Origin of the sequence: Pseudomonas chlororaphis subsp. piscium (assembly GCF_003850345.1) — a bacterium.
Lineage (GTDB): Bacteria > Pseudomonadota > Gammaproteobacteria > Pseudomonadales > Pseudomonadaceae > Aquipseudomonas > Aquipseudomonas piscium.
Genome location: NZ_CP027707.1, coordinates 6,487,603 through 6,509,619, shown reverse-complemented (window position 1 = coordinate 6,509,619; position 22,017 = coordinate 6,487,603). Strand labels below are relative to the sequence as shown.

Below are 22,017 nucleotides of genomic sequence, written 5' to 3'. Positions count from 1 at the left end.
CTCCTTAGGCCTGCTGGCAGTCGTGAAACGGCTACCGGCGTGAGGGCCAGTCTATTTTGTTTTGATTGAACGTTCAATCAACAAAGAATAAGATCTGCGACAAATCGTCGCTGCCTCCAGGTCCTTCCTGCGTGTAGATGGCGGAAAAGCGACCTCCGAAAAAGTCTGAAACCCAAGCAGGGCATAGCGTGAGCCAGCGAGGACGGATGTGTTGAATGGGCAAGACGCTTAAGGCCAGGTGACGAACTGCACGTTTGCACTCGGCCTTCGACGTTGGTTCTCAACGCAACCCCTGCGGGTTCGGGCTTTTTCGGGGTGTCTTTATATCACCCGTCGGTCGGCTGCCAACTAACCGATTGGTCGGGTGCCGTGTTGCCTTGTGTTCTTCTCTCGCACTGCCTGGAGCATCTGTGCCATGAGTTCTGCCTCTCTTATAAAGACCCCACCGGAAAAGGTGCGGGTCAACGGTTGGGTGTTCTACACCTCTACCGCGCTGATCCTGTTGCTGACCGCCATTCTGATCATCGCCCCGCAAGAGGCCGGCAGATTGCTCGGCATTGCCCAGGCCTGGTTGTCCCGCAGCTTCGGCTGGTACTACATGGTGGTGATCGCCGCCTACCTGGTATTCGTCGTCGGCCTGGCGTTTTCCTCCTACGGCAAGCTCAAGCTGGGGACCAAGCAAGACACCCCGGATTTCAGCTACGGCGCCTGGGCCGGCATGCTGTTCTCGTCCGGTATCGGTATCTCGCTGCTGTACTTCGGCGCTTCCGAACCGCTGGACCACTACTTCAACCCGCCTGAAGGCGTGCCGGGCAGCAACCTGGCCGCGCGCCAGGCGCTGCAGCTGACGTTCCTGCACTGGGGCCTGCACGGCTGGGCGATCTACGCCCTGGTCGGCCTGGCCGTGGCCTACTTTGCCTATCGTCATAACCAGCCGCTGGCGCTGCGTTCGGCGTTGTACCCGCTGGTGGGCGAGCGCTGGGTCAAGGGGGCGGCCGGCCACGCGGTGGATGGTTTCGGCATGTTCGTGACCCTGCTGGGCCTGGTGACCAACCTGGGCATCGGCTCGATGCAGGTGTCTTCCGGCCTGGAAAACCTGTTCGGCATGGAACACAGCAATACCAACCTGCTGATCGTGATCATCGTCATGAGCACCGTGGCCACCATCGCCGCGGTATCGGGTGTGGAAAACGGCATTCGCCGCCTGTCCAACCTGAACATCGTGCTGTTCAGCGGCCTGCTGATCTTCGTGCTGCTGTTTGGTCCGACCCTGCACCTGCTCAACGGTTTCGTGCAAAACGTCGGCGATTACCTCAACGGTGTGGTGCTCAAGACCTTCGACCTCTATGTATACGAAGGCGACAACGCCAAGTCCGACCGCTGGCTGGGCCTGTGGACCCTGTTCTACTGGGCCTGGTGGATTTCCTGGGCGCCATTCGTCGGCATGTTCATCGCGCGTATTTCCCGTGGCCGTACCGTGCGCGAGCTGGTGGCGGGCGTGCTGCTGATCCCGCTGGGCTTCACCCTGGCCTGGCTGTCGGTGTTCGGTAACTCGGCCCTGGACCTGGTGATGAACCATGGTGCGGTGGAGCTGGGCAAGACGGCGCTGGAACAGCCGTCCATGGCGATCTACCAGCTGCTGGATCATTACCCGGCGTCGAAGATTGTCATCGGTGTGTCGATTTTCGTCGGTTTCGTGCTGTTCCTGACCCCGGCCGACTCCGGCGCGGTGATGATGGCCAACCTGTCCTGCAAGGGCGGCAACGTCGACGAAGACGCCCCGCACTGGCTGCGGATCTTCTGGTCGGTGGTGATCACCCTGGTGACCGTCGGCCTGCTGTTCGCCGGTAACTTCGAAGCCATGCAGACCATGGTGGTGCTGGCCGGCCTGCCGTTCTCGGTGGTGCTGGTGTGCTTCATGTTCGGCCTGCACAAGGCCATGCGCCAGGACACGCAGATCGAACAGGAGCAGGCGGAACTGGCGGCCCGTGGTCGTCGTGGTTTCAGCGAGCGCCTGACCCAGCTGGACCTGCAGCCGACCCAGGCGGTGGTTCAGCGTTTCATGGACAAGCACGTGACACCGGCACTGGAAGAAGCCGCTACCCAGCTGCGCAACCAGGGCCTGGATGTGCAAACCCTGCTGGGCAAGTCCAAGCGTTGCATGGGCGTGCGGATCGAGATGGAAGAGGGCAACCCTTTTGTCTATGAAGTGAGCCTGGACGGCTATCTGGCGGCGCCGAGCGAATCGGCCGATGTGTCCGAGGAGCGTGCGCGCTACTACCGCGCCGAGGTCTACCTGCACAACGGCAGTCAGGAATACGACTTGATGGGCTTCACTCAGGAGCAGATCACCCGTGATGTGCTCGATCAGTTCGAAAGCCATCGGCAGCTCCTTGGCCGGGTTTACAGCTAAGTCCTGAAGAAGACGCGGGCCTGGGTTCACTGGGTGCCGCGTCGCATTCATTGCGGGCAAGTCGGATCGCCGCCCGCTCGCTCCTACGGACAATGCCATCTGTAGGAGCGAGGCTTGCCCGCGAAACGTTCTATCTGGATCACCGCAACATCCGCAACATCCGCTCCCGCAACAGAGAGCAATCCGCACCATCTATATCCCGATAAAACAAAAACGCCGCGATCGATGTCGCGGCGTTTTTGTTTGCGTGTCGCTGTTACCCCAGGTTCTTGCCGAGCAGCGCGTGGTAGAGCTCGCTGTCGCCAAGGATCCCCACCACCTTGTTGTTGTCATGCAGCACCAGCTTGTTGCCGGTCTGGTAGCGGATTTGCAGCGCGTCGCGCATGCCGATGCTGGAGTCCACCAGGGTCGGCTTGCGGCCCAGGCCTTCCACCGCCTGGCCCGGGATCCAGTTCTGCAGGTCGAGGCTGGCGCCGTTCTGGCGTGCGCCCTTGATGGTGTTGCCCTCGGCCAGGTCGAGCCAGGAGTCGCCGCCCGGGTCCAGGCACACGGAGCCGTTGATGCGCTTGCAGTTGTCCAGGGTGCGCATCAGGCTGCGACCGCAGAGCACATTGAGCGGGTTGGTATGGGCGACGAAGGTGCGCACATAGTCGTCCGCCGGGTTCAGCACGATCTCTTCCGGCTTGCTGTACTGGATGATCCGGCCGTCTTTCATGATGGCGATGCGGCTGCCCAGTTTCAGGGCTTCGTCCAGGTCATGGCTGACGAACACGATGGTCTTGCTCAGCTTGCGTTGCAGTTCCAGCAGTTCGTCCTGCAGGCCCTGGCGGATCAGCGGGTCGAGGGCGGAGAAGGGTTCGTCCATCAGCAGGATGTCGGCGTCCATCGCCAGGGCGCGGGCCAGGCCGACACGTTGCTGCATGCCGCCAGACAGTTCGTCGGGCTTCTTGTTGCGCCACTGGGTCAGGCCCACCAACTCGAGTTTCTCGTCCACCAGCTTGCGCCGTTCCTTTTCCGGCCGGCCCTGCATCTCCAGGCCGAAGCTGATGTTCTCGCGAACGGTCAGCCAGGGCATCAGGGCGAACTTCTGGAACACCATGGCGATGCGCTTGGTGCGCATCATTTTCAGTTCCGCCGGGGTGCAGGAGGCGATGTCGATCTGCCGGCCTTCATGCTCGACGAACAACTTGCCGCGGCTGACGGTGTTGAGGCCGTTGATGCAGCGCAGCAGGCTGGACTTGCCGGAGCCGGAGAGGCCCATCAGCACGCAGATTTCGCCTTTCTCGATGTCCAGGCTGGCCTTTTCCACACCGACGATCTGGCCGGTCTTTTTCAGGATCTCGTTGCGGCTCATGCCCTGATCCAGCAGCTTGAGCGCCTCGCGTGGATCCTTGGAGAAGATAACGTCGACGTTATCGAAGCGGATTATGCTCATGCGTCACCCCCTACTTTGGCTTCGGGTTGTTTGCAGATACGGTCGAGCATGATCGCCAGCAGTACGATTGCCAGGCCTGCTTCGAAGCCCAGGGCGATATCGGCGGTGTTCAGTGCGTTGACCACGGGTTTGCCCAGGCCATCGGCGCCCACCAGGGCCGCGATCACCACCATCGACAACGACAGCATGATGCACTGGGTGATGCCGGCCGCGATGCTCGGCATGGCGTGGGGCAGCTCGATACGCGACAACAGTTGACGGCGGGAGCAGCCAAAGGCCTTGCCGGCGTCCATCAACTCTTGTGGTACATCGCGGATGCCCAGGTAGGTCAGGCGGATCGGCGCGGCAATGGCGAACACCACCGTGGAGATCAGGCCTGGCACCACACCCAGACCGAACAGGGTCAGGGTAGGAATGAGGTAAACGAAGGTCGGTACGGTCTGCATCAGATCGAGCACCGGACGCATCATGGTGTAGAACATCGGCTTGTGCGCGGCGACGATGCCCAACGGCACGCCAATCAGCACGCAGACCAGGGTGGCGAACAGCACCTGGGCCAGGGTTTCCATGGTTTCCTGCCAGTAACCCAGGTTGAGAATCAGCAGAAAGGACGCCACGACGAAGGCGGTCAGGCCCCATTTGCGTTGAATCACGTGCGCCAGCAAGGCAATCAGGCCGATCAAGGCCAGCGGGTTGAACCAGGTCAGCGCAAACGTCACGCCGTGGATCATCGTTTCCAGGGTCGATGCGATCGCATCAAATGTGCTGGCGCCGTGTTGCGTCAACCATTCAACGAAGGCAGCGATGTACTGGCCTAAAGGGATTTTCTGATCAATGAGCATGGTATTGAACGTCCGCATGCAAGGAATAAACAGCCCGGGCGGGCGAACCCGCCCGGCATAAGCGACTTACTGCGCAAGCTTGGCTTTCACGGCCTCCAGGCCTGGTTTTCCGTCAATGGTGGTCACGCCAGCGAGCCAGGTATCGAGTACCTCGGGGTTTTTCTTCAGCCAGGCCTTGGCGGCCGCGTCGGGCTTCATCTTGTCGTCCAGGACGTTACCCATCAGGGTGCTTTCCATATTCAGGGTGAACGACAGATTCTTCAGCAACTGACCGACGTTGCTGCATTCCTCGGCGTAGCCCTTGCGGGTGTTGGTGTAGATGGTCGCCTGGCCGTAGTTGGGGCCGAAGAACTCGTCGCCGCCGGTCAGGTACTTCATTTTGAAGCGGGTGTTCATCGGGTGCGGCTCCCAGCCCAGGAACACCACCGCGGTGCTGCGCCGTTGCGCGCGCTCGACCTGGGACAGCATGCCCGCCTCGCTGGACTCGACCACCTTGAAGCCGGCGTCCTTGAGGCCGAAGGCGTTCTTGTCGATCATGCTCTGGATCATGCGGTTGCCGTCGTTACCCGGCTCGATGCCGTAGATCTTGCCGTCCAGTTCTTTCTTGAACTTGGCGATGTCGGCGAAATCCTTCAGGCCCTTGTTGTACAGCTCTTCCGGGACCGCCAGGGTGTACTTGGCGTTCTCCAGGTTGGCGCGGATGGTTTCCACGGTGCCGGCATCGCGGTAGGGCTTGATGTCGTTTTCCATAGTCGGCATCCAGTTGCCGAGGAACACGTCCATGTTCTTGCCGTCGGCCAGGGACTTGTAAGTCACCGGCACGGAAATCATCGTGGTCTTGGTCTTGTAGCCAAGTGCATCGAGAACGACGCTGGTGGTCGCGGTGGTGACGGTGATGTCGGTCCAGCCGACATCGGAGAAGTTTACGGTGCTGCATTGCGCCGGTTCTGCGGCGTGCGCCACAAGCGGCAGACTCAGCATGGCGGCCAACAACAACGACGGGGAACCTTTCATGGGGTGGACTCCTGGGTGTTTTCTGGCGGTGTCTGACCGCACTTATAAGTGTTGCGGTTGGGGCGAGTGGGACAGCTCTACCACAGTGCCTTGCAATCGAGTCGAGACTGATCATGTACCAGTGAAAATCTGACGCCTACAGGGTGCGTCGTATCCAGTACAGGGAGGGTCGCATCCAGTGTCGGTGAGGTCGCTTACAGCTTTTTTCAGCACTTTTTGCCCATCTGAACCGCAAAAAAACGGCCGAAACCGGAGGTCGGCGGGCCACGGCGTTGGTGGGCATGAGTGAGTCGGTGTGAGACGTCGAACGACACTGCAAAAGCCTGATGATGCGCGTATCTCGGCGGATTACTGCTTGAGCGTAGCAGCTTCGCCACCGGGCGTTTGGGCGCCCGGCGTGTGCTCATCGAGGAGTTTCGCAGTAATGGCTATCAGTGTTTTCGACCTGTTCAAAATCGGCATCGGCCCCTCCAGTTCCCACACCGTCGGGCCCATGCGCGCCGCGGCGCTGTTCGTCCAGGCGCTGCGGGAAAAAGACCTGCTGGAGCAGGCGCGCCGCATCGAGGTCAGGCTCTACGGTTCGCTGTCGGCCACCGGCATCGGGCACGGCAGCGACAACGCGGTGATCATGGGGCTGATGGGCGAATGGCCGGATGCGATCGATCCGTCGCAGATCGGCTGTCGCATCGAGACCTTGTGCGAAACCAATACCCTGCTGCTCGACAACCGCCTGCCGATTCCCTTCGTCTGGGCGCGCGACATGCTGCTGATTGACGAGAACCTACCGTTCCACCCCAACGCCATGACCCTGGTGGCCGAAGGCGAGTCCGGGGAACTGCACCGCGATACCTATTATTCCGTGGGCGGCGGTTTTGTCGTCGACGAGGCCCAGGCCAGCAGCGGCGTGGTGGACCAGGATCGCACCGAATTGCCTTATGACTTCTCCAGCGCCGTGGAGCTGCTGAGCTTGTGCCAGAAGCACAACCTGCGGGTGGCCGAGCTGATGATGGCCAACGAGAAGGTCTGGCGTTCGGAGGAGGAGATCCGCGCGGGCCTGATGAAGCTCTGGCAGGCCATGCAGGATTGCGTCGAGCAGGGCCTGAAGCACGAAGGCATCCTGCCCGGCGGGCTCAATGTGCGGCGCCGCGCGGCCAAGCTGCACCGCAGCCTGCAGGAATTGAACAAACCCAATGTGATCGGCTCGACCCTGAGCGCCATGGAGTGGGTCAACCTGTTCGCCCTGGCGGTCAACGAAGAGAACGCCGCCGGCGGGCGCATGGTGACGGCGCCGACCAACGGCGCGGCAGGGATCATCCCGGCGGTGCTGCATTACTTCATGCGCTTCAGCGAGGATGTCACCGACGCCAATGTGGTGGACTTTTTCCTCGGCGCGGCGGCGGTGGGCATCCTCTGCAAGAAGAACGCCTCGATCTCCGGGGCCGAGGTCGGCTGCCAGGGCGAGGTGGGTTCCGCCTGCGCGATGGCGGCTGCCGGCCTGGCGGAGATTCTCGGGGCGTCGCCGGAGCAGCTGTGCAACGCCGCGGAGATCGGCCTGGAGCATAACCTCGGCCTGACCTGCGACCCGGTCGGCGGTCTGGTGCAGGTGCCGTGCATCGAGCGCAACGCGATTGCCGCGGTGAAGGCCATCAACGCCGCGCAAATGGCCCTGCGCGGCGACGGCCAGCACTTCATTTCCCTGGACCGGGTGATCCGCACCATGCGCGATACCGGCGCCGATATGCATGACAAATATAAGGAGACATCGCGCGGCGGTTTGGCGGTCAGCGCCGTGGAATGCTGAGGTCTTAAACACGGGACCGCTACGCAGTCCATCGCGGGCAAGCCTCGCTCCTACAGACGCATGCATGCTTCTTCTGTAGGAGCGAGGCTTGCCCGCGATAGCGCCAGATGGTTCACCATCCATTTCCAATCCACTGCGCATAAATTGAACACCCAGCGTCGCCCCCGCCACCTTTTGGAGCGTCGCAAACAGGTAAGTCCAAGGGCTCATCGGTCAGGTTTTGCATTTACCTCGGCTGAGCGCCCACCTGTGCTTGCGGTGACACTCTTTTCCCGGGACGTTTCTCGCCGTTCCCACAAGTGCTACCGATTTGCTCACAGCCACCGGGCCAGGGCTCCCCACGACCGATTCGGCACTTATAACCCGCACATTGCGCGCGGCTTATATAGACGCATCGCGACGTCGTTTTCAGGAGTTATTGAATGGCCATTCAACTTTAGGCATGGCAATTGCTCTGTCATTACAAAGCCCGTCTCCCGCGTGAGAATGATGGCAATAACAAGAGCCTCCGCCTGAGGCCATCACCTGCTTTGTGTGAGGAGATACCGCGATGACGTCGTTCAACTCCGGGGCTCAACCCCAGAACCGTGCGCCTCAATCCATCGGCTTTTTGCTGCTGGACAATTTCACGCTGATTTCCCTGGCTTCCGCGGTCGAACCACTGCGCATGGCCAACCAGTTGTCCGGTCGCGAGCTGTATCGCTGGACCACCCTCAGCGTCGACGGCGGCCAGGTCTGGGCCAGTGATGGCCTGCAGATCACCCCCGACGCCTCCATGCACAAAGCACCCGCTCTGGACACCGTGATCGTCTGCGGCGGTATCGGCATCCAGCGCACCGTGACCCGCGAACATGTGTCCTGGCTGCAAAGCCAGGCACGCCAGTCCCGTCGTCTCGGCGCGGTCTGCACCGGCAGCTGGGCCCTGGCCTGCGCCGGTCTGCTCGACGGCTTCGATTGCAGCGTGCACTGGGAATGCCTGGCCTCGATGCAGGAAGCCTTCCCGCGGGTGGCCATGAGCACCCGCTTGTTCACCCTCGACCGCAACCGGTTCACCAGCTCCGGCGGCACCGCGCCGCTGGACATGATGCTGCACCTGATCAGCCGCGATCACGGCCGCGAGCTGTCGGCGGCGATCTCGGAAATGTTCGTCTACGAACGTATCCGCAACGAGCAGGATCACCAGCGGGTGCCGCTCAAGCACATGCTCGGCACCAACCAGCCGAAGCTGCAGGAAATCGTCGCGCTGATGGAAGCCAACCTGGAAGAGCCGATCGACCTCGACGAACTGGCGGTCTACGTCTCGGTGTCGCGGCGCCAGCTGGAGCGGCTGTTCCAGAAATACCTGCACTGCTCGCCATCGCGCTACTACCTGAAGCTGCGGCTGATCCGCGCCCGCCAACTGCTCAAGCAGACGCCGATGTCGATCATCGAAGTGGCCTCGGTCTGTGGTTTCGTCTCTACGCCGCACTTCTCCAAGTGCTACCGCGAGTACTTCGGCATTCCACCGCGTGACGAGCGCGTGGGTTCCAACACCGCCCAACAGGTGGCGATGATGCCGATTCCGCAGGCGCTGGTGCTGGCCGGGCCAATGTCCTCGCTGAGCCAGGCGCGCAACGAATCGACCTTCGCCAGCGTCAGGCTGTAATCACAGGCTTTTCCTGAAGTACACGACGCGCTCGGTTTCCTCGAAACCGAGCGCCTTGTGCACGGTCTGGCTCAATAGGTTTTCCAGGCCGGTATCCGAAGCCATTTCCACACAACCCTGATCCCGTCCCCATTGGGCGACGGCGTCTATCAGTTGTTCGGCAATGCCCTGGCGCCGCTGTTCGGCGCTGACGTACAACCCCTCCAGAAACACTACTGGCGAATGCTCGGTGCCGTTCACGTAGTCGCGGCGCAACGAGGCTTCGGCCAACCCTACTGGCTGGCCGTCGGCGGTATAAGCGAGCAGGTTGATATAACGCTGCGGCTCGTCCAGCAAGCTGGCGATTTCGTCCAGGTGTTCCTCGGCCGGGCAGTCGGGCCATAGCGCCTGGCGCAATGACAGCCAGCCCGCTTGATGGGCTGACCGGCAGGGTTCGATTCGAATCATGGGGCGGTTCCTTGGCTTGCAAGCACCGCACTCTACTCCGGGATCCGCTCCCGGCGAAGGCTCAGGCGCGGCTGTTCTGGAACTGGGCCAGGGCCGGCAGCAGCTGTTTGTCGATGGCCTGGCGCACGGCCGGCAGGATGGTCGCATTGCCGGTGAGCATCTGCTCGACCATGCCCTTGAGGGCCTTGGCCCGGGCATCGCTCAAGCCGCGCACCGCACACTCGCAGGCCTGGTCGGCGGTGGCGCCGGCCGGCATTTCAAAACCCAGGGCCCTCAGTTGGCCGAGCAGGTCGTCCTGGTCAATCAGATCCGCGTGCATCATGACTCTTATCCTTGTTCAGGGAGCGTGGTCGTGAGTCGATTCTGGTAGCCGCCCGGACAGTCGGCAAGGGTGAATTGTCGCAATGGCCGGGATGCCTATGAACAGGTCGTTTTCGGCTAACTTGGCTTGAGGGCGACTGGGCACACTGGATTCCAGCTCGGTCATCGAAGGTTTGGTCACCCTCGTGTCGGCTCCTCAGAAAACCTCCTCTGCCCCGATCTTGTCACGGCTTGATCGGGGTCTTTTTTTGTCTGGGAAAAATGCGCTGTTTGGGAGATTTTTTCGCGGGCAAGCCTCGCTCCTACAGGAAACTGCGCGTATCTGTAGGAGCGAGGCTTGCCCGCGATTGAGGGCGGCGCGGTCTAGCGTTGCAATACCAGGATCCGCGACAGCAGCTCGTCACGATCGATGTAGCACCCCTGGAAATGCCGCGCGCCGCTGGCGGGGTCGAAGGCGTTGCGCGCATGCAGGGTGCGGCGGTTGTCGAAGCACCACAGTTCGCCGGGGTTGAGGCGCCGGGTCAGGCGAAAGCGCAGCTCGCGGGTCATGGCGATAAAGCGTCGATAGGCGCGGTACAGCCGTGGCATGTCGTCCATCGAGGCCTCGAACGGCCCGCGCAGGAAGTTGGCCACGCGGATCTCCGCGACCTCGCCCAGCGCATTCAGGGCGATCACCGGCGCCAGGCAGCGGTAGTCGCTGTGGCGGTCCTTGTTGCGGAACTCCACGGGGATCTCGCACAGCGCGCGAAACGCCTCGGGGTCTTCGCGGCGTAAGGCGTCGGCGATGGCAAAGCCGTCGACAAAAATGCTCTCGCCGCCTTCGGCGTCGTTCACCAGGCAATGCAGGAACTGCAGACCCGGTTGCAACTCACGGGTCGGCAGGTCGGTGTGCAGCGGCAGGTTGAAGGCGGTGTAGGCGTTGCTGTCGGCGTCGGCCTTGGATTGCACGTTGAACAGCACGCCGAAATTGCTCTCGCGGATAAAGGAAATGCGCTTGGCGACCTGGGCCAGCGACCCCGGTTCGGTGGGCACGCCGCGGACCTGCGTCAGGCCGATATCGCGCACCGCCAGCAGCCATTGCAACAGCGCCTGCGGGTCCTCCATCAGCGCCTGGTACTCGAACACCGGCAGTTGCAGCCGGCTGTCCCACAGCTGGCTTTGTGGTCGACGGGCGCGGCGCTCGGCGCGGCTTTCATCGTCGTAGGCGTGGGCCCGCAGCCAGCCCGGATCGAAGCGGCTGAGGTGGCCGTCCTGCCAATCGATGCTCAGGCAGCCCTGGGCGTCGATCCGGCTGGACGCCGGGGCCAGGTCTTCGGCGACGTCGACTATCTCCAGCACCTGCTCGCGGGTCACGCTGTAGACGCAGTGCGGGCAGGGGCAGTTGTCGCGCAGCCACTGATGATGAAAGGGGCTCGAGCGACCGTCGGCCCACTGCACCTGAACACGGTCCGCCAGGGCTTGTACGGCGGTCAACGCGCTGATCAACGGGTAACTGCGGAAGTCGGCAAAAGCGGTGGCGGTATTCACGGTGCAGTCCTTTTTTATGAGGTGGTTATTTTTCCGGCGGCAAGGCAATCACCCGGCCGATCCAGGCGGGGGCGGGGAGGTCGGCCTGCTCGGCGGCTATGGCTCGCAGCCTGTTCAGCACCGGTTCGCTGAACGGCGCCGAACGCGGGCCGGCGAGGTCGACGTGGAGCAGCATCTGCTCGTTGCCGGCCAGTTCCAGGCCGTCACCGACCTTGTGCAGGCTGTGGTACAGGTGCAGGCGCTTGCGGTCGTGGCCGATGATCCGGGTGCGCACTTCGACCTCGGTCTCGAGCTTCACTTCATGCAGGTAATTGAGGTGCAGCTCCAGGGTGAACAGCGAGTTGCCGCTGGCTTCGCGGTGGTTGCTGTCCATGCCCAGCTGGTCCATCAGGGCGTCGGTGGCGTAGCTGAAAATCAGCAGGTAGAAGGCGTCCCGCAGGTGGCCGTTGTAATCGACCCAGTCGGGGATGATGCGGGTGGTGTAGGTGGTGAGTGCGGGCATGTCATGGGCTCACGAAAATGGCGGGCTGAACCTGTAGCCGCTGCCGAAGGCTGCGATCGGCTCCGAAGGAGACGCGCTCTTGCGGCCCTCGAAGGCTCTTCGAGCCTTATCGCAGCCTGCGGCAGCGGCTACAGGGGTGGGCATCAGGGAGTTACTCGCTGAAGCTCATGCCGTGCTTGGCCTTGGTGGTTTTCACCGCTTCGAGCACGGCAAGCAGGCAGTCATCACGATAGCGCTCCAGCGCCGAAATGCTGTGTGTGCCGAGCTGCTCGGCGGTGCCCTCGACCACGTCGTCGATCAGCTTGTCGGTCAGTTCCGGGGCCGGCAGGTAGGTCCATGGCAGCTGCAGGGCCGGGCCGAACTGGGCCATGAAGTGACGCATGCCGGCATCGCCACCGGCCAGGGTGTAGGTCAGGAAGGTGCCCATGAACGACCAGCGCAGGCCGGCGCCGAAGCGGATCGCGTCGTCGATTTCGCCGGTGGTGGCCACGCCATCGTTGACCAGGTGCAGGGCCTCGCGCCATAGGGCTTCCAGCAGGCGGTCGGCGATAAAGCCCGGGACTTCCTTGCGCACATGCAGCGGGCGCATGCCGAGGGATTCATAGACCTTGATCGCGGCCTGCACGGCTTCTGGCGCGGTGTTCTTGCCGCCAACCACTTCCACCAGCGGCAGCAGGTACACCGGGTTGAACGGGTGGCCGACCACGCAGCGTTCCGGGTGGGTGGAACTCTCGTAGAACTCGCTCGGCAGCAGGCCAGAGGTGCTGGAGCCGATCAGCGCATTGGGCTTGGCCGCGGCGCTGATCTTGGCGTGCAGCTCGAGCTTCAGTTCCAGGCGTTCCGGGGCGCTTTCCTGGATGAAGTCGGCGTCTTTCACGCACTCCTCGATGGTCGCGACAAAGCGCAGGCGATCCTGGGAAGCGCCCGGTGCCAGGCCCTGTTTCTCCAGGGCGCCCCAGGCATTGGCCACACGCTTGCACAGGGCCGCCTCGGCGCCGGGCGCCGGGTCCCAGGCCACCACGTCCAGGCCGTGGGCGAGGGCGCGCGCTACCCAGCCGCTGCCGATGACACCGCTGCCCAGGGCAGCGAAGGTTTTGATCTCGGTGATAAAGCTCATGACAGGTTTCCTGAAAGTCAAAAGTGAACATATCTGTAGCCGCTGCCGAGCAACGCGAGGCTGCGTGCGGCTGCGCAGCAGTCGTAAGGCCGGTCGGCGCGGTGGATCAGGTAACTCGTGGTCGCCCTTGTGGCGGCTGCGTTGCAGCCGTACGCAGCCTCGCGGGCTCGGCAGCGGCTACAGGCAATCGCCTTAGGGGTCAGCCGCGCTTGCTCAGGCCCATCTTGGCCCGGCCCTCGGCCGGGGTCAGGACGCGGGCGCCGAGGCGGCTGAGGATCTCGCTGGCGCGTTCCACCAGTTGGCCGTTGGTCGCCAGCACGCCCTTGTCCAGCCACAGGTTGTCCTCCAGGCCGACTCGCACGTTGCCGCCCAGCAGCACCGCCTGCGCAGCCATCGGCATCTGCATGCGGCCGATACCGAAGCCGGCCCAGACCGCGCCCGCCGGCAGGTTGTCGACCATGGCCTTCATGGTGGTGGTGTCGGCCGGCGCACCCCAGGGAATGCCCAGGCACAGCTGGAACAGCGGGTCGTCCAGCAGGCCTTCCTTGATCATCTGCTTGGCGAACCACAGGTGGCCGGTGTCGAAGATTTCCAGCTCGGCCTTCACCCCCAGTTCCTGGATGCGCTTGGCGCCGGCGCGCAGTTGCGCCGGGGTGGACACGTAAATAGTGTCGCCGTCGCCGAAGTTCAGGGTGCCGCAGTCCAGGGTGCAGATTTCCGGCAGCAGTTCCTCGACATGGGCCAGGCGGGTCAGCGGACCGACCAGGTCGGTATTGGGGCCGAACTCCATCGGGTTTTCGCCGGCGCCGATCTCCAGGTCGCCGCCCATGCCGGCGGTGAGGTTGACGATGATGTCGACGTCCGCCTCGCGGATACGCTCCATCACTTCCCGGTACAGCGCGACATCGCGGCTGAACTTGCCGGTTTGCGGGTTGCGCACGTGGCAGTGGACCACGGTGGCGCCGGCCTTGGCCGCTTCCACCGCGGCGGCGGCAATCTGTTTCGGGGTGACCGGCACGTGGGGGCTCTTGGCGGTCGTGTCGCCAGCACCGGTGAGTGCGCAGGTGATGATGACGTCGTGGTTCATGGTGCGGTTCCTTACAGGCGTGGTGAGTCACTGCGCAGCCGTTTGGCGCTGCGCAGGGGGAGTTCGGGGTGGTTATTTGCTAGTCAGTTTCAGGTTGTCGGCGGCCGGCTTGCCGTCGAAGGTGGTGACCCCTTCGAGCCAGCGCTGCTTGTCCTGAGGATGGTCGGCCAGCCATTGCTTGGCCGACTCCAGGGCGTCCTTGTGGTCGAGCAGCGGCTGCATCATGCGGCTCTCGTCCTCGGCGCTGAAGGTCAGGTTGCTCAGCAGCCGGCTGACGTTCGGGCACTGTTCGGCATAGGTCGGCGCGGTAACGGTCCACACCGTGGCCATGCCTTCGTTCGGGCCCAGGGCGTCGTCGCTGCCGGTGAGGTAGGTCATCTGCACGTTGACGTTCATCGGGTGCGGCGCCCAGCCGAAGAACACCACGGCTTCCTTGCGTCGTACCGCGCGATCCACCGCCGCGAGCATGCCGGCCTCGCTGGATTCGACCAGCTGGAACTTGCCCAGGCCGAACTGGTTCTTGGTGATCATCGCCTTGATCTGGGTATTGGCGCCCGAGCCGGGCTCGATGCCGTAGATCTTGCCGCCCAGTTCCTTCTCGAACTTGGCGATGTCGGCGAAGGTCTTCAGGCCCTTGTCCGCCAGGTAGGTGGGCACGGCGAGGGTGGCGCGGGCGTCCTTGAGGCTGGGCTCGGCCAGCACCTTGACCTGCTTGGCGTCGACGAAGGGGGTGATGGTCTGGGTCATCAGCGGGTTCCAGTAGCCGAGGAACAGGTCCAGGCGCTGGTCGCGGATGCCGGCGAAGATGATCTGCTGCGAGGCGCTGGTCTGTTTGGTCTTGTAGCCGAGGCCGTCGAGCAGCACCTGGGCCATGGCGCTGGTGGCGATCACGTCGGTCCAGTTGACCACGCCGAGGCGCACGTTCTGGCAGCTGGCGGCGTCGGCGGCCATGGCGCCGGAGCTGAGAAAGACGGTACCGCTGAGTGCAAGGACGCAGCTGCTGATCAGTCGTTTCATTAAGGTTTCCTCGGCAGGTCGTTATTGTCGGTTCCGGCGTCTATGTGCGCCGGTGATGCCACGTTACGCAGCCGGCGAGCGCTGAAAACGCACAGCGGCGACCGGCTCTTGCACTGCAGCGACCTTCGTCTTGAACCTGGCGTGGAAACGGCGTATCACAGTGGCCACGCTGCCCGTCATCCGAGTGCGTTCCATGTCCCAGGATTTCTATTTCTTGCTGATGCCGGGCTTCTCGGCCATCGGGTTCATCTCGGCCATCGAGCCGCTGCGTGTGGCCAATCGCTTTCGCGGCGAGCTGTATCGCTGGCATGTGCTGAGCGCCGATGGCGGCGCGGTATTGGCGAGCAACGGCATGTCGGTCAACGCCGATGCGGCGCTGGAGCCGTTGAAGAAAGGCGCGACCCTGCTGGTGGTGGCCGGCTTCGAGCCGCTGAAGTTCCTCACCCCGGCGTTGGTGCACTGGTTGCGCCGCCTGGATGTGGAGGGCGTGACCCTGGGCGGCATCGACACCGGCAGCGTGGTCCTGGCCGAAGCCGGGCTGCTCGAAGGCCACCGCGTGACCCTGCACTGGGAAGCGATCGAGGCGTTCAAGGAATCCTATCCCCAGCTCAGCGTGACCCAGGAGCTGTTCGAGATCGACCGGCGGCGCATCACCTCGGCCGGCGGCACCGCGTCCATCGACATGATGCTCGACCTGATCGGCCAGGCCCACGGCCCGGAGCTGGCGATCCAGGTCAGCGAACAGTTCGTGCTGGGGCGCATCCGTCCGCGCAAGGACCACCAGCGCATGGAGGTCGCCACTCGCTACGGCATCCGCAACAAGAAGCTGGTGCAGGTGATCGGCGAGATGGAGCAGCACAGCGAGCCGCCCCTGAGTACCCTGCAACTGGCCGAATCGATCAAGGTCACCCGGCGCCAGCTTGAGCGCCTGTTTCGCCTGCACCTGAACGACACCCCGAGCAACTTCTACCTGGGGCTGCGCCTGGAAAAGGCCCGGCAACTGCTGCGCCAGACCGACATGAGCGTGCTGGAAGTCAGCATCGCCTGCGGCTTCGAATCACCTTCGTATTTCACCCGCAGCTATCGCGCGCGTTTTGCCCAGTGCCCGCGGGAAGACCGGCGCCAAAGCCTGAAGGCCTGAGCCGCCTGATCCTGTAGGAGCGAGGCTTGCCCGCGATGGCGGTCTGTCTGACACAGCGCGTTGCCTGTATCGCGAGCAAGTTTCGCTCCTACAAGAAGCCGGGTTATTTTTTCAGCAGCGCCGCACAGGCGGTCTTGTACGCCTCATGCTGATACTTGTTCAGCGTCGCCGGCAGGTCGAAGTTGTGCTTTTTGTTCTGCGCGTTGATGGTCTGCGGCGACAGCAGGGTCACCTCGCAGTTGTCCAGCAGCTGGAACACGCCTTCGATCTTGAAGGTGGTCGGGCCGCCGGCGAATTCGCCTTTTTTGCTGCGTTTCTTGATGGCGATGCGGCTGATGCCGTTGTCGCGGACAAAGGCTGCGACCTGGGTGGCGAAGGCTTTGACGTTGGCGGCTTCGTCATCGTCGTCCAGGGCGATTTTCTTGCAGGCGTTGGCCAGGTGTTGCGCCGTGCCGTCTTGCAGGGTGGCCATGGCGAAGATGGCTTCGCTGCCTTTGATTTCGATGCCGCAGATGCTCATGGAAAGACCTTTTTCTCGGTGAATGGCGTGCAGCTTACAGTTCCAGCTGGTCGGCGCGAATGCCGAAGGCCGCGGCGATCTTCTCGCGGGTGGCGCGACGGGGCTTGGCGACGCTTTCCTGCTGGGCGAAGGCCGGCTGGGAAATGCCCAGGCGCCTGGCGACTTCGTCCTGGGTCAGGTGCAGGTGTTCGCGCCAGGCGCGGATTGGCGTGGCGCCGTCGACCATGCGGCTGACCACATCATGGGGGATCAGGTCCGGCTCCTGCTGTTGCGCCACATAGTGCGCATAAGGGATCACCACGAACGCCGGCTTGCCGTCCGTGCCATTGATGATCTGGATGTCAGTAGGTGCGTTCGTCACGTTTCTTGACCTCTTGGATACTGACCACTCTGATAGCGCCATCCCAGTCGAACAGGATTCGATAGTTACCCACTCGCAGGCGATAGGCATAGGTATGGCCGCTGAGCGCCTTGACGTTGCCGGTATCGGGCATGTCGCCGAGCAAGGTCACCGCATCGCGGATCTGTACCTGGTGGGCGCTGTGCAATCGCAGCAGTTGTTTGACGGCCTTACGGGTCCACAGGATGCTGTTCATGAACGAATATAAGCCTTTTATAAGATTAATCAATCTTTGCTTATGTTCGCCCGCGGGCCAAGGCAGGAACCTTGTCCAGGTATTGCTCATGGCTTGTTACAGCGGGGGGAGGGGCAGGTTTTTCGCGAGCAACCAATTGTCGACCGACCGCTCCTGCAGGTTTTGCATCTGTAGGAGCGAGGCTTGCCCGCGATAGCGGTATTCCTGTCATCGGAAATCTTGCGACCGGTCCGTTATTCCTGCCCGATCGACTCAAGAAACTCCGACCGTTCATCGCTCATGCGCGCCAGGCAATCGGCCTGGGCAATGGCATAGGCCTTGCTGCCGGGTTTGGCGGGGAAAGTGTCGATGGCGCAGTCGGCGTCGCGCTGTTTCTGCCACAGCTGCTGGGCGTTCTTGACCTTGGCGGTGATGTCGGCCAGCTGCGCCTTGTCGCTGCCATATTGCGTCCCCAGGCGTTCGAGCAGGCCCTGCAGGTTGTCGCTCAGCAGTTGCTCGGCGGTGGTTTTGTTGAAGGTGGCGCATTCCAGAGTCTGTTGGTCCTGTTCGACGCTGTCGCACGGAGAGTTGTCGGCCTCTTCAGCCGCCTGTGCGCCAGTCGCCAGCAGTGCCAAAGCCAGGAAGATCGATTTCATTGCGTCGCAGCCCCCTCTAATCCAGTGATGCGGCGGATTCTGGCCCATGCGCATGACAAAGAACAGATGGGGCAAGGGACGCCCGGCAGACCCTTTGTCGCGGATTGACGCTTTCGGCAATTCCCCTGTCGTTTTTGCACCCGGCTGCCCGGGCACCGAGGCATATGCTGACCCCAAAGCGCCGGCAGACGATTCGGCGCATGAATTGCCAATAAGGGGACTGCCTGATGAGCCCAGCCGAATTGCACGCCGACAGCATCGTTATCGACGGGCTGATCATTGCCAAGTGGAACCGTGAGCTGTTCGAAGACATGCGTAAAGGCGGCCTGACCGCGGCCAACTGCACCGTGTCGGTGTGGGAGGGCTTCCAGGCCACGGTCAACAACATCGCCTCCAGCCAGAAGCTGATCCGCGAGAACAGCGACCTGGTGATGCCGGTGCGTACTACCGCCGACATCCGCAAGGCCAAGGAACTGGGCAAGACCGGCATCCTTTTCGGCTTCCAGAATGCCCACGCCTACGAGGACCAGATCGGCTACGTCGAGGTGTTCAAGCAGCTGGGCGTGGGTATCGTGCAGATGTGCTACAACACCCAGAACCTGGTGGGTACCGGCTGCTACGAGCGCGACGGCGGCCTGTCGGGCTTCGGTCGCGAGATCGTCGCCGAGATGAACCGCGTCGGCGTCATGTGCGACCTGTCCCACGTCGGCTCCAAGACCTCCGAGGAAGTCATCCTCGAATCGAAGAAACCGGTCTGCTACTCCCACTGCCTGCCGTCGGGCCTCAAAGAGCACCCGCGCAACAAGTCCGATGAAGAACTGAAGTTCATCGCCGACCACGGCGGTTTCGTCGGCGTGACCATGTTCGCGCCGTTCCTGGCCAAGGGCATCGATTCGACCATCGACGACTACGCCGAAGCCATCGAATACACCATGAACATCGTCGGCGAAGACGCCATCGGTATCGGTACCGACTTCACCCAGGGCCATGGCCAGGACTTCTTCGAATACCTGACCCACGACAAGGGCTACGCCCGTCGCCTGACCAACTTCGGCAAGATCATCAACCCGCTGGGCATCCGCACCGTGGGCGAGTTCCCCAACCTCACCGAGACCCTGCTCAAGCGCGGTCACTCCGAGCGTGTGGTGCGCAAGATCATGGGCGAGAACTGGGTCAACGTCCTGAAGGACGTCTGGGGCGAATAAGCCGCAACCTCTGAATCCTTTCCCCCGGCCGTCCGCGCCGGGGGCAACACAACGAATTTTCTGGAGTTAAGTTTCCATGGCCAAGATCGCCCCGCAACTGCCCATCGAAGTCGACAGCGAAACCGGTGTCTGGACCTCCGACGCCCTGCCGATGCTGTACGTACCGCGTCACTTCTTCGTCAACAACCACATGGGTATCGAGGAAGTGCTGGGCGCCGAAGCCTATGCCGAGATCCTCTACAAGGCCGGCTACAAATCCGCCTGGCACTGGTGCGAAAAAGAAGCCGAATGCCACGGCCTGGAAGGCGTCGCGGTGTTCGAACACTACATGAAGCGCCTGTCTCAGCGTGGCTGGGGCCTGTTCAAGATCCAGGACATCGACCTCGACAAGGGCACCGCCAGCGTCAAGCTCGAACACTCGGCCTTTGTCTATGTGTACGGCAAGGTCGGGCGCAAGGTCGACTACATGTTCACCGGCTGGTTCGCCGGCGCCATGGACCAGATTCTGGCCGCCCGCGGTAGCAAGATCCGCACCGTCGCCGAACAGGTCTACGGCGGTTCCGAAGAAGGCCACGACGATGGCCTGTTCACCGTCAAGCCGTTGTAAGCGGAGTTAAGAAAAATGGCTTTCGAAGCGATGTTCCAGCCGATCCAGATCGGCAAACTGACCATCCGCAACCGGGTGCTCAGCACCGCGCACGCCGAGGTCTACGCCACCGACGGCGGCATGACCACCGACCGCTACGTGAAGTATTACGAAGAGAAAGCCAAGGGCGGTATCGGCCTGGCGATCTGTGGCGGTTCGTCCGTGGTGGCCATCGACAGCCCGCAGGAATGGTGGAGCTCGGTGAACCTGTCCACCGACCGCATCATTCCGCACTTCCAGAACCTGGCCGACGCCATGCACAAGCATGGCGCCAAGATCATGATCCAGATTACCCACATGGGCCGCCGCTCGCGTTGGGACGGTTTCAACTGGCCGACCCTGATGTCGCCGTCGGGCATCCGTGAACCGGTGCACCGCGCCACCTGCAAGACCATCGAGCCGGAAGAGATCTGGCGGGTGATCGGCAACTACGCCCAGGCTGCGCGCCGGGCCAAGGCCGGTGGCCTGGACGGCGTCGAGCTGTCCGCCGTGCACCAGCACATGATCGACCAGTTCTGGAGCCCGCGGGTCAACAAGCGGACCGACGAATGGGGCGGCACTTTCGAAGGCCGGATGAAGTTCGGCCTGGAAGTGCTCAAGGCAGTGCGCGCCGAAGTCGGCGACGATTTCTGCGTGGGCATGCGTATCTGCGGTGACGAATTCCACCCGGACGGCCTGTCCCATGAGGACATGAAGCAGATTGCCAAGTATTACGACGACACTGGCATGCTCGATTTCATCGGCGTCGTGGGCTCGGGTTGCGACACCCACAACACCCTGGCCAACGTGATTCCGAACATGAGTTATCCACCGGAGCCGTTCCTGCACCTGGCTGCCGGCATCAAGGAAGTGGTCAAGGTTCCGGTACTGCACGCGCAGAACATCAAGGACCCGAACCAGGCTACCCGCATCCTGGAAGGCGGTTACGTCGACATGGTCGGCATGACCCGCGCGCACATTGCCGACCCGCACCTGATCGCCAAGATCAAGATGGGCCAGATCGATCAGATCAAGCAGTGCGTGGGCGCCAACTACTGCATCGACCGCCAGTACCAGGGCCTGGACGTGCTGTGCATCCAGAACGCCGCGACCTCCCGTGAATACCTGGGCGTGCCGCACATCATCGAGAAATCCACCGGGCCGAAACGCAAGGTGGTGGTGGTTGGCGCCGGCCCCGCCGGCATGGAGTCGGCGCGGGTGGCAGCCGAACGGGGCCACGACGTGACCCTGTTCGAGAAGAAAGAGGCCATCGGCGGGCAGATCACCACCGCCGCGAAAGCGCCGCAGCGCGACCAGATCGCCGGCATCACCCGCTGGTACCAGCTGGGGCTGGCGCGGCTGAAGGTCGACCTGCGCCTGGGGACCGCGGCCGATGCCGCGACCATCCTCGACCTGCGTCCGGACATCGTGGTGCTGGCCGTCGGCGGGCATCCGTTCCTCGAGCAGAACGAGCACTGGGGCGCCGCCGAAGGGCTGGTGGTCAGCAGTTGGGACGTGCTCGACGGCAAGGTCGCGCCGGGCAAGAACGTGCTGGTCTACGACACCATCTGCGAGTTCACCGGCATGTCGGTGGCCGACTTCCTCGCCGACAAGGGCAGCCAGGTCGAGATCGTCACCGACGACATCAAGCCGGGCGTGGCCATCGGCGGTACGTCGTTCCCGACCTACTACCGCAGCATGTACCCCAAAGAAGTGATCATGACCGGCGACATGATGCTGGAAAAGGTCTACCGCGAAGGCGACAAGCTGGTGGCGGTGCTGGAGAACGAATACACCGGCGCCAAAGAGGAGCGGGTGGTCGACCAGGTGGTGGTGGAGAACGGCGTGCGGCCTGACGAAGCGATCTACTACGCGCTCAAGGAAGGTTCGCGCAACAAGGGCCAGGTCGACGTCGAAGCGCTGTTCGCGATCAAGCCGCAGCCTTCGTTGAGCCAGGCGGGCGACGGTTATCTGCTGTTCCGCATCGGTGACTGCGTGGCGCAGCGCAACACCCACGCGGCCATCTATGACGCCCTGCGGATCTGCAAGGATTTCTAAGCGCTTGTGGATAACCCTGTAGGAGCGAGGCTTGCCCGCGAAGACGTACTGACATTCGCCATGGATGTC

21 protein-coding genes are annotated in these 22,017 nt (G+C 62.8%); 7 read left to right on the top strand and 14 right to left on the bottom strand.

The annotated features are described in order from the left end of the window. The first annotated feature begins 472 nt into the window (after window positions 1-472). On the top strand, window positions 473-2,413 hold the full coding sequence (locus C4K38_RS29640) for a BCCT family transporter (RefSeq protein ID WP_231998606.1): 1,941 nt from the start codon (window positions 473-475) through the stop codon (window positions 2,411-2,413). Window positions 2,414-2,669: 256 nt separating this feature from the next. Here the strand turns inward: C4K38_RS29640 and choV are convergent, their stop codons facing one another. The 3 genes from choV to C4K38_RS29625 form a co-directional block, all read right to left on the bottom strand. Then, the gene (gene choV / locus C4K38_RS29635; RefSeq protein WP_016704219.1) at window positions 2,670-3,848 is read right to left on the bottom strand and encodes a choline ABC transporter ATP-binding protein; all 1,179 of its coding nucleotides are present in this window, start codon (window positions 3,846-3,848) and stop codon (window positions 2,670-2,672) included. Next, window positions 3,845-4,690, bottom strand: a complete 846-nt coding sequence (choW, locus tag C4K38_RS29630) for a choline ABC transporter permease subunit (RefSeq protein WP_053281218.1) — start codon at window positions 4,688-4,690, stop codon at window positions 3,845-3,847. The genes choV and choW overlap by 4 nt, the downstream gene beginning before the upstream one ends. 66 nt (window positions 4,691-4,756) lie before the next feature. Further along, window positions 4,757-5,704, bottom strand: coding sequence for a choline ABC transporter substrate-binding protein (locus C4K38_RS29625; RefSeq protein ID WP_053281217.1), 948 nt, complete (start codon window positions 5,702-5,704; stop codon window positions 4,757-4,759). A gap of 424 nt (window positions 5,705-6,128) precedes the next feature. Here C4K38_RS29625 and C4K38_RS29620 point away from each other — a divergent pair, with 424 nt between their 5' ends. Together C4K38_RS29620 and gbdR are read left to right on the top strand one after the other, a co-directional pair. Next, window positions 6,129-7,505: an L-serine ammonia-lyase gene (locus C4K38_RS29620; RefSeq protein ID WP_053281216.1), complete on the top strand. Its 1,377-nt coding sequence runs from the start codon at window positions 6,129-6,131 to the stop codon at window positions 7,503-7,505. Window positions 7,506-8,055: 550 nt separating this feature from the next. Further along, entirely contained in the window at window positions 8,056-9,150 is a 1,095-nt protein-coding gene (gene gbdR / locus C4K38_RS29615) for a choline metabolism transcriptional regulator GbdR (RefSeq protein ID WP_007925992.1), read from the top strand. On the opposite strand, the gene aac(6') is transcribed toward gbdR, so the two are convergent. The 7 genes from aac(6') to choX all read right to left on the bottom strand — a co-directional run bounded on the left by aac(6') (window position 9,151) and on the right by choX (window position 15,168). After that, complete coding sequence (gene aac(6') / locus C4K38_RS29610; RefSeq protein ID WP_053281215.1) at window positions 9,151-9,597, bottom strand: aminoglycoside 6'-N-acetyltransferase; 447 nt, start codon at window positions 9,595-9,597, stop codon at window positions 9,151-9,153. Window positions 9,598-9,658: 61 nt separating this feature from the next. After that, on the bottom strand, window positions 9,659-9,919 hold the full coding sequence (locus tag C4K38_RS29605; protein WP_007925996.1) for a hypothetical protein: 261 nt from the start codon (window positions 9,917-9,919) through the stop codon (window positions 9,659-9,661). A gap of 362 nt (window positions 9,920-10,281) precedes the next feature. Next, on the bottom strand, window positions 10,282-11,445 hold the full coding sequence (locus C4K38_RS29600) for a gamma-butyrobetaine dioxygenase (RefSeq protein WP_053281214.1): 1,164 nt from the start codon (window positions 11,443-11,445) through the stop codon (window positions 10,282-10,284). A 25-nt stretch (window positions 11,446-11,470) separates the two neighbouring features. Beyond that, complete coding sequence (locus C4K38_RS29595) at window positions 11,471-11,947, bottom strand: thioesterase family protein (RefSeq protein WP_053281213.1); 477 nt, start codon at window positions 11,945-11,947, stop codon at window positions 11,471-11,473. 151 nt (window positions 11,948-12,098) lie between these two features. Then, window positions 12,099-13,064: an L-carnitine dehydrogenase gene (locus C4K38_RS29590; protein WP_053281212.1), complete on the bottom strand. Its 966-nt coding sequence runs from the start codon at window positions 13,062-13,064 to the stop codon at window positions 12,099-12,101. Between the two features lie 199 nt (window positions 13,065-13,263). Continuing rightward, a complete protein-coding gene (cdhC, locus tag C4K38_RS29585) occupies window positions 13,264-14,151 on the bottom strand; it encodes a 3-dehydrocarnitine:acetyl-CoA trimethylamine transferase CdhC (RefSeq protein WP_009051243.1) in 888 nt (295 codons plus the stop codon). 72 nt (window positions 14,152-14,223) lie between these two features. After that, complete coding sequence (gene choX, locus C4K38_RS29580; protein WP_025807269.1) at window positions 14,224-15,168, bottom strand: choline ABC transporter substrate-binding protein; 945 nt, start codon at window positions 15,166-15,168, stop codon at window positions 14,224-14,226. A gap of 193 nt (window positions 15,169-15,361) precedes the next feature. On the opposite strand from choX, the gene C4K38_RS29575 reads away from it, so the two are divergent. Further along, window positions 15,362-16,309, top strand: a complete 948-nt coding sequence (locus tag C4K38_RS29575) for a GlxA family transcriptional regulator (protein ID WP_053281211.1) — start codon at window positions 15,362-15,364, stop codon at window positions 16,307-16,309. A 103-nt stretch (window positions 16,310-16,412) separates the two neighbouring features. Here C4K38_RS29575 and C4K38_RS29570 read toward each other — a convergent pair whose 3' ends face one another. The 4 genes from C4K38_RS29570 to C4K38_RS29555 all read right to left on the bottom strand — a co-directional run bounded on the left by C4K38_RS29570 (window position 16,413) and on the right by C4K38_RS29555 (window position 18,060). Then, a complete protein-coding gene (locus C4K38_RS29570) occupies window positions 16,413-16,829 on the bottom strand; it encodes a DUF3010 family protein (RefSeq protein ID WP_025807273.1) in 417 nt (138 codons plus the stop codon). Window positions 16,830-16,863: 34 nt separating this feature from the next. Further along, window positions 16,864-17,232: a helix-turn-helix domain-containing protein gene (locus tag C4K38_RS29565; RefSeq protein WP_053281210.1), complete on the bottom strand. Its 369-nt coding sequence runs from the start codon at window positions 17,230-17,232 to the stop codon at window positions 16,864-16,866. Beyond that, a complete protein-coding gene (locus C4K38_RS29560; RefSeq protein WP_009051238.1) occupies window positions 17,171-17,425 on the bottom strand; it encodes a type II toxin-antitoxin system RelE family toxin in 255 nt (84 codons plus the stop codon). Before C4K38_RS29560 ends, C4K38_RS29565 begins: the two co-directional genes overlap by 62 nt. A gap of 233 nt (window positions 17,426-17,658) precedes the next feature. After that, window positions 17,659-18,060 (bottom strand): lysozyme inhibitor LprI family protein, encoded by a 402-nt coding sequence (locus C4K38_RS29555; protein WP_053281209.1) that lies wholly within the window; start codon window positions 18,058-18,060, stop codon window positions 17,659-17,661. A gap of 227 nt (window positions 18,061-18,287) precedes the next feature. Here C4K38_RS29555 and C4K38_RS29545 point away from each other — a divergent pair, with 227 nt between their 5' ends. The 3 genes from C4K38_RS29545 to dgcA all read left to right on the top strand — a co-directional run bounded on the left by C4K38_RS29545 (window position 18,288) and on the right by dgcA (window position 21,948). After that, the gene (locus tag C4K38_RS29545; RefSeq protein WP_007926352.1) at window positions 18,288-19,265 is read left to right on the top strand and encodes a dipeptidase; all 978 of its coding nucleotides are present in this window, start codon (window positions 18,288-18,290) and stop codon (window positions 19,263-19,265) included. 76 nt (window positions 19,266-19,341) lie between these two features. Then, window positions 19,342-19,872 (top strand): DUF5943 domain-containing protein, encoded by a 531-nt coding sequence (locus tag C4K38_RS29540; RefSeq protein ID WP_003228980.1) that lies wholly within the window; start codon window positions 19,342-19,344, stop codon window positions 19,870-19,872. Window positions 19,873-19,887: 15 nt separating this feature from the next. Continuing rightward, the gene (gene dgcA, locus C4K38_RS29535) at window positions 19,888-21,948 is read left to right on the top strand and encodes a dimethylglycine demethylation protein DgcA (RefSeq protein ID WP_053281208.1); all 2,061 of its coding nucleotides are present in this window, start codon (window positions 19,888-19,890) and stop codon (window positions 21,946-21,948) included. Window positions 21,949-22,017 lie beyond the last annotated feature (69 nt).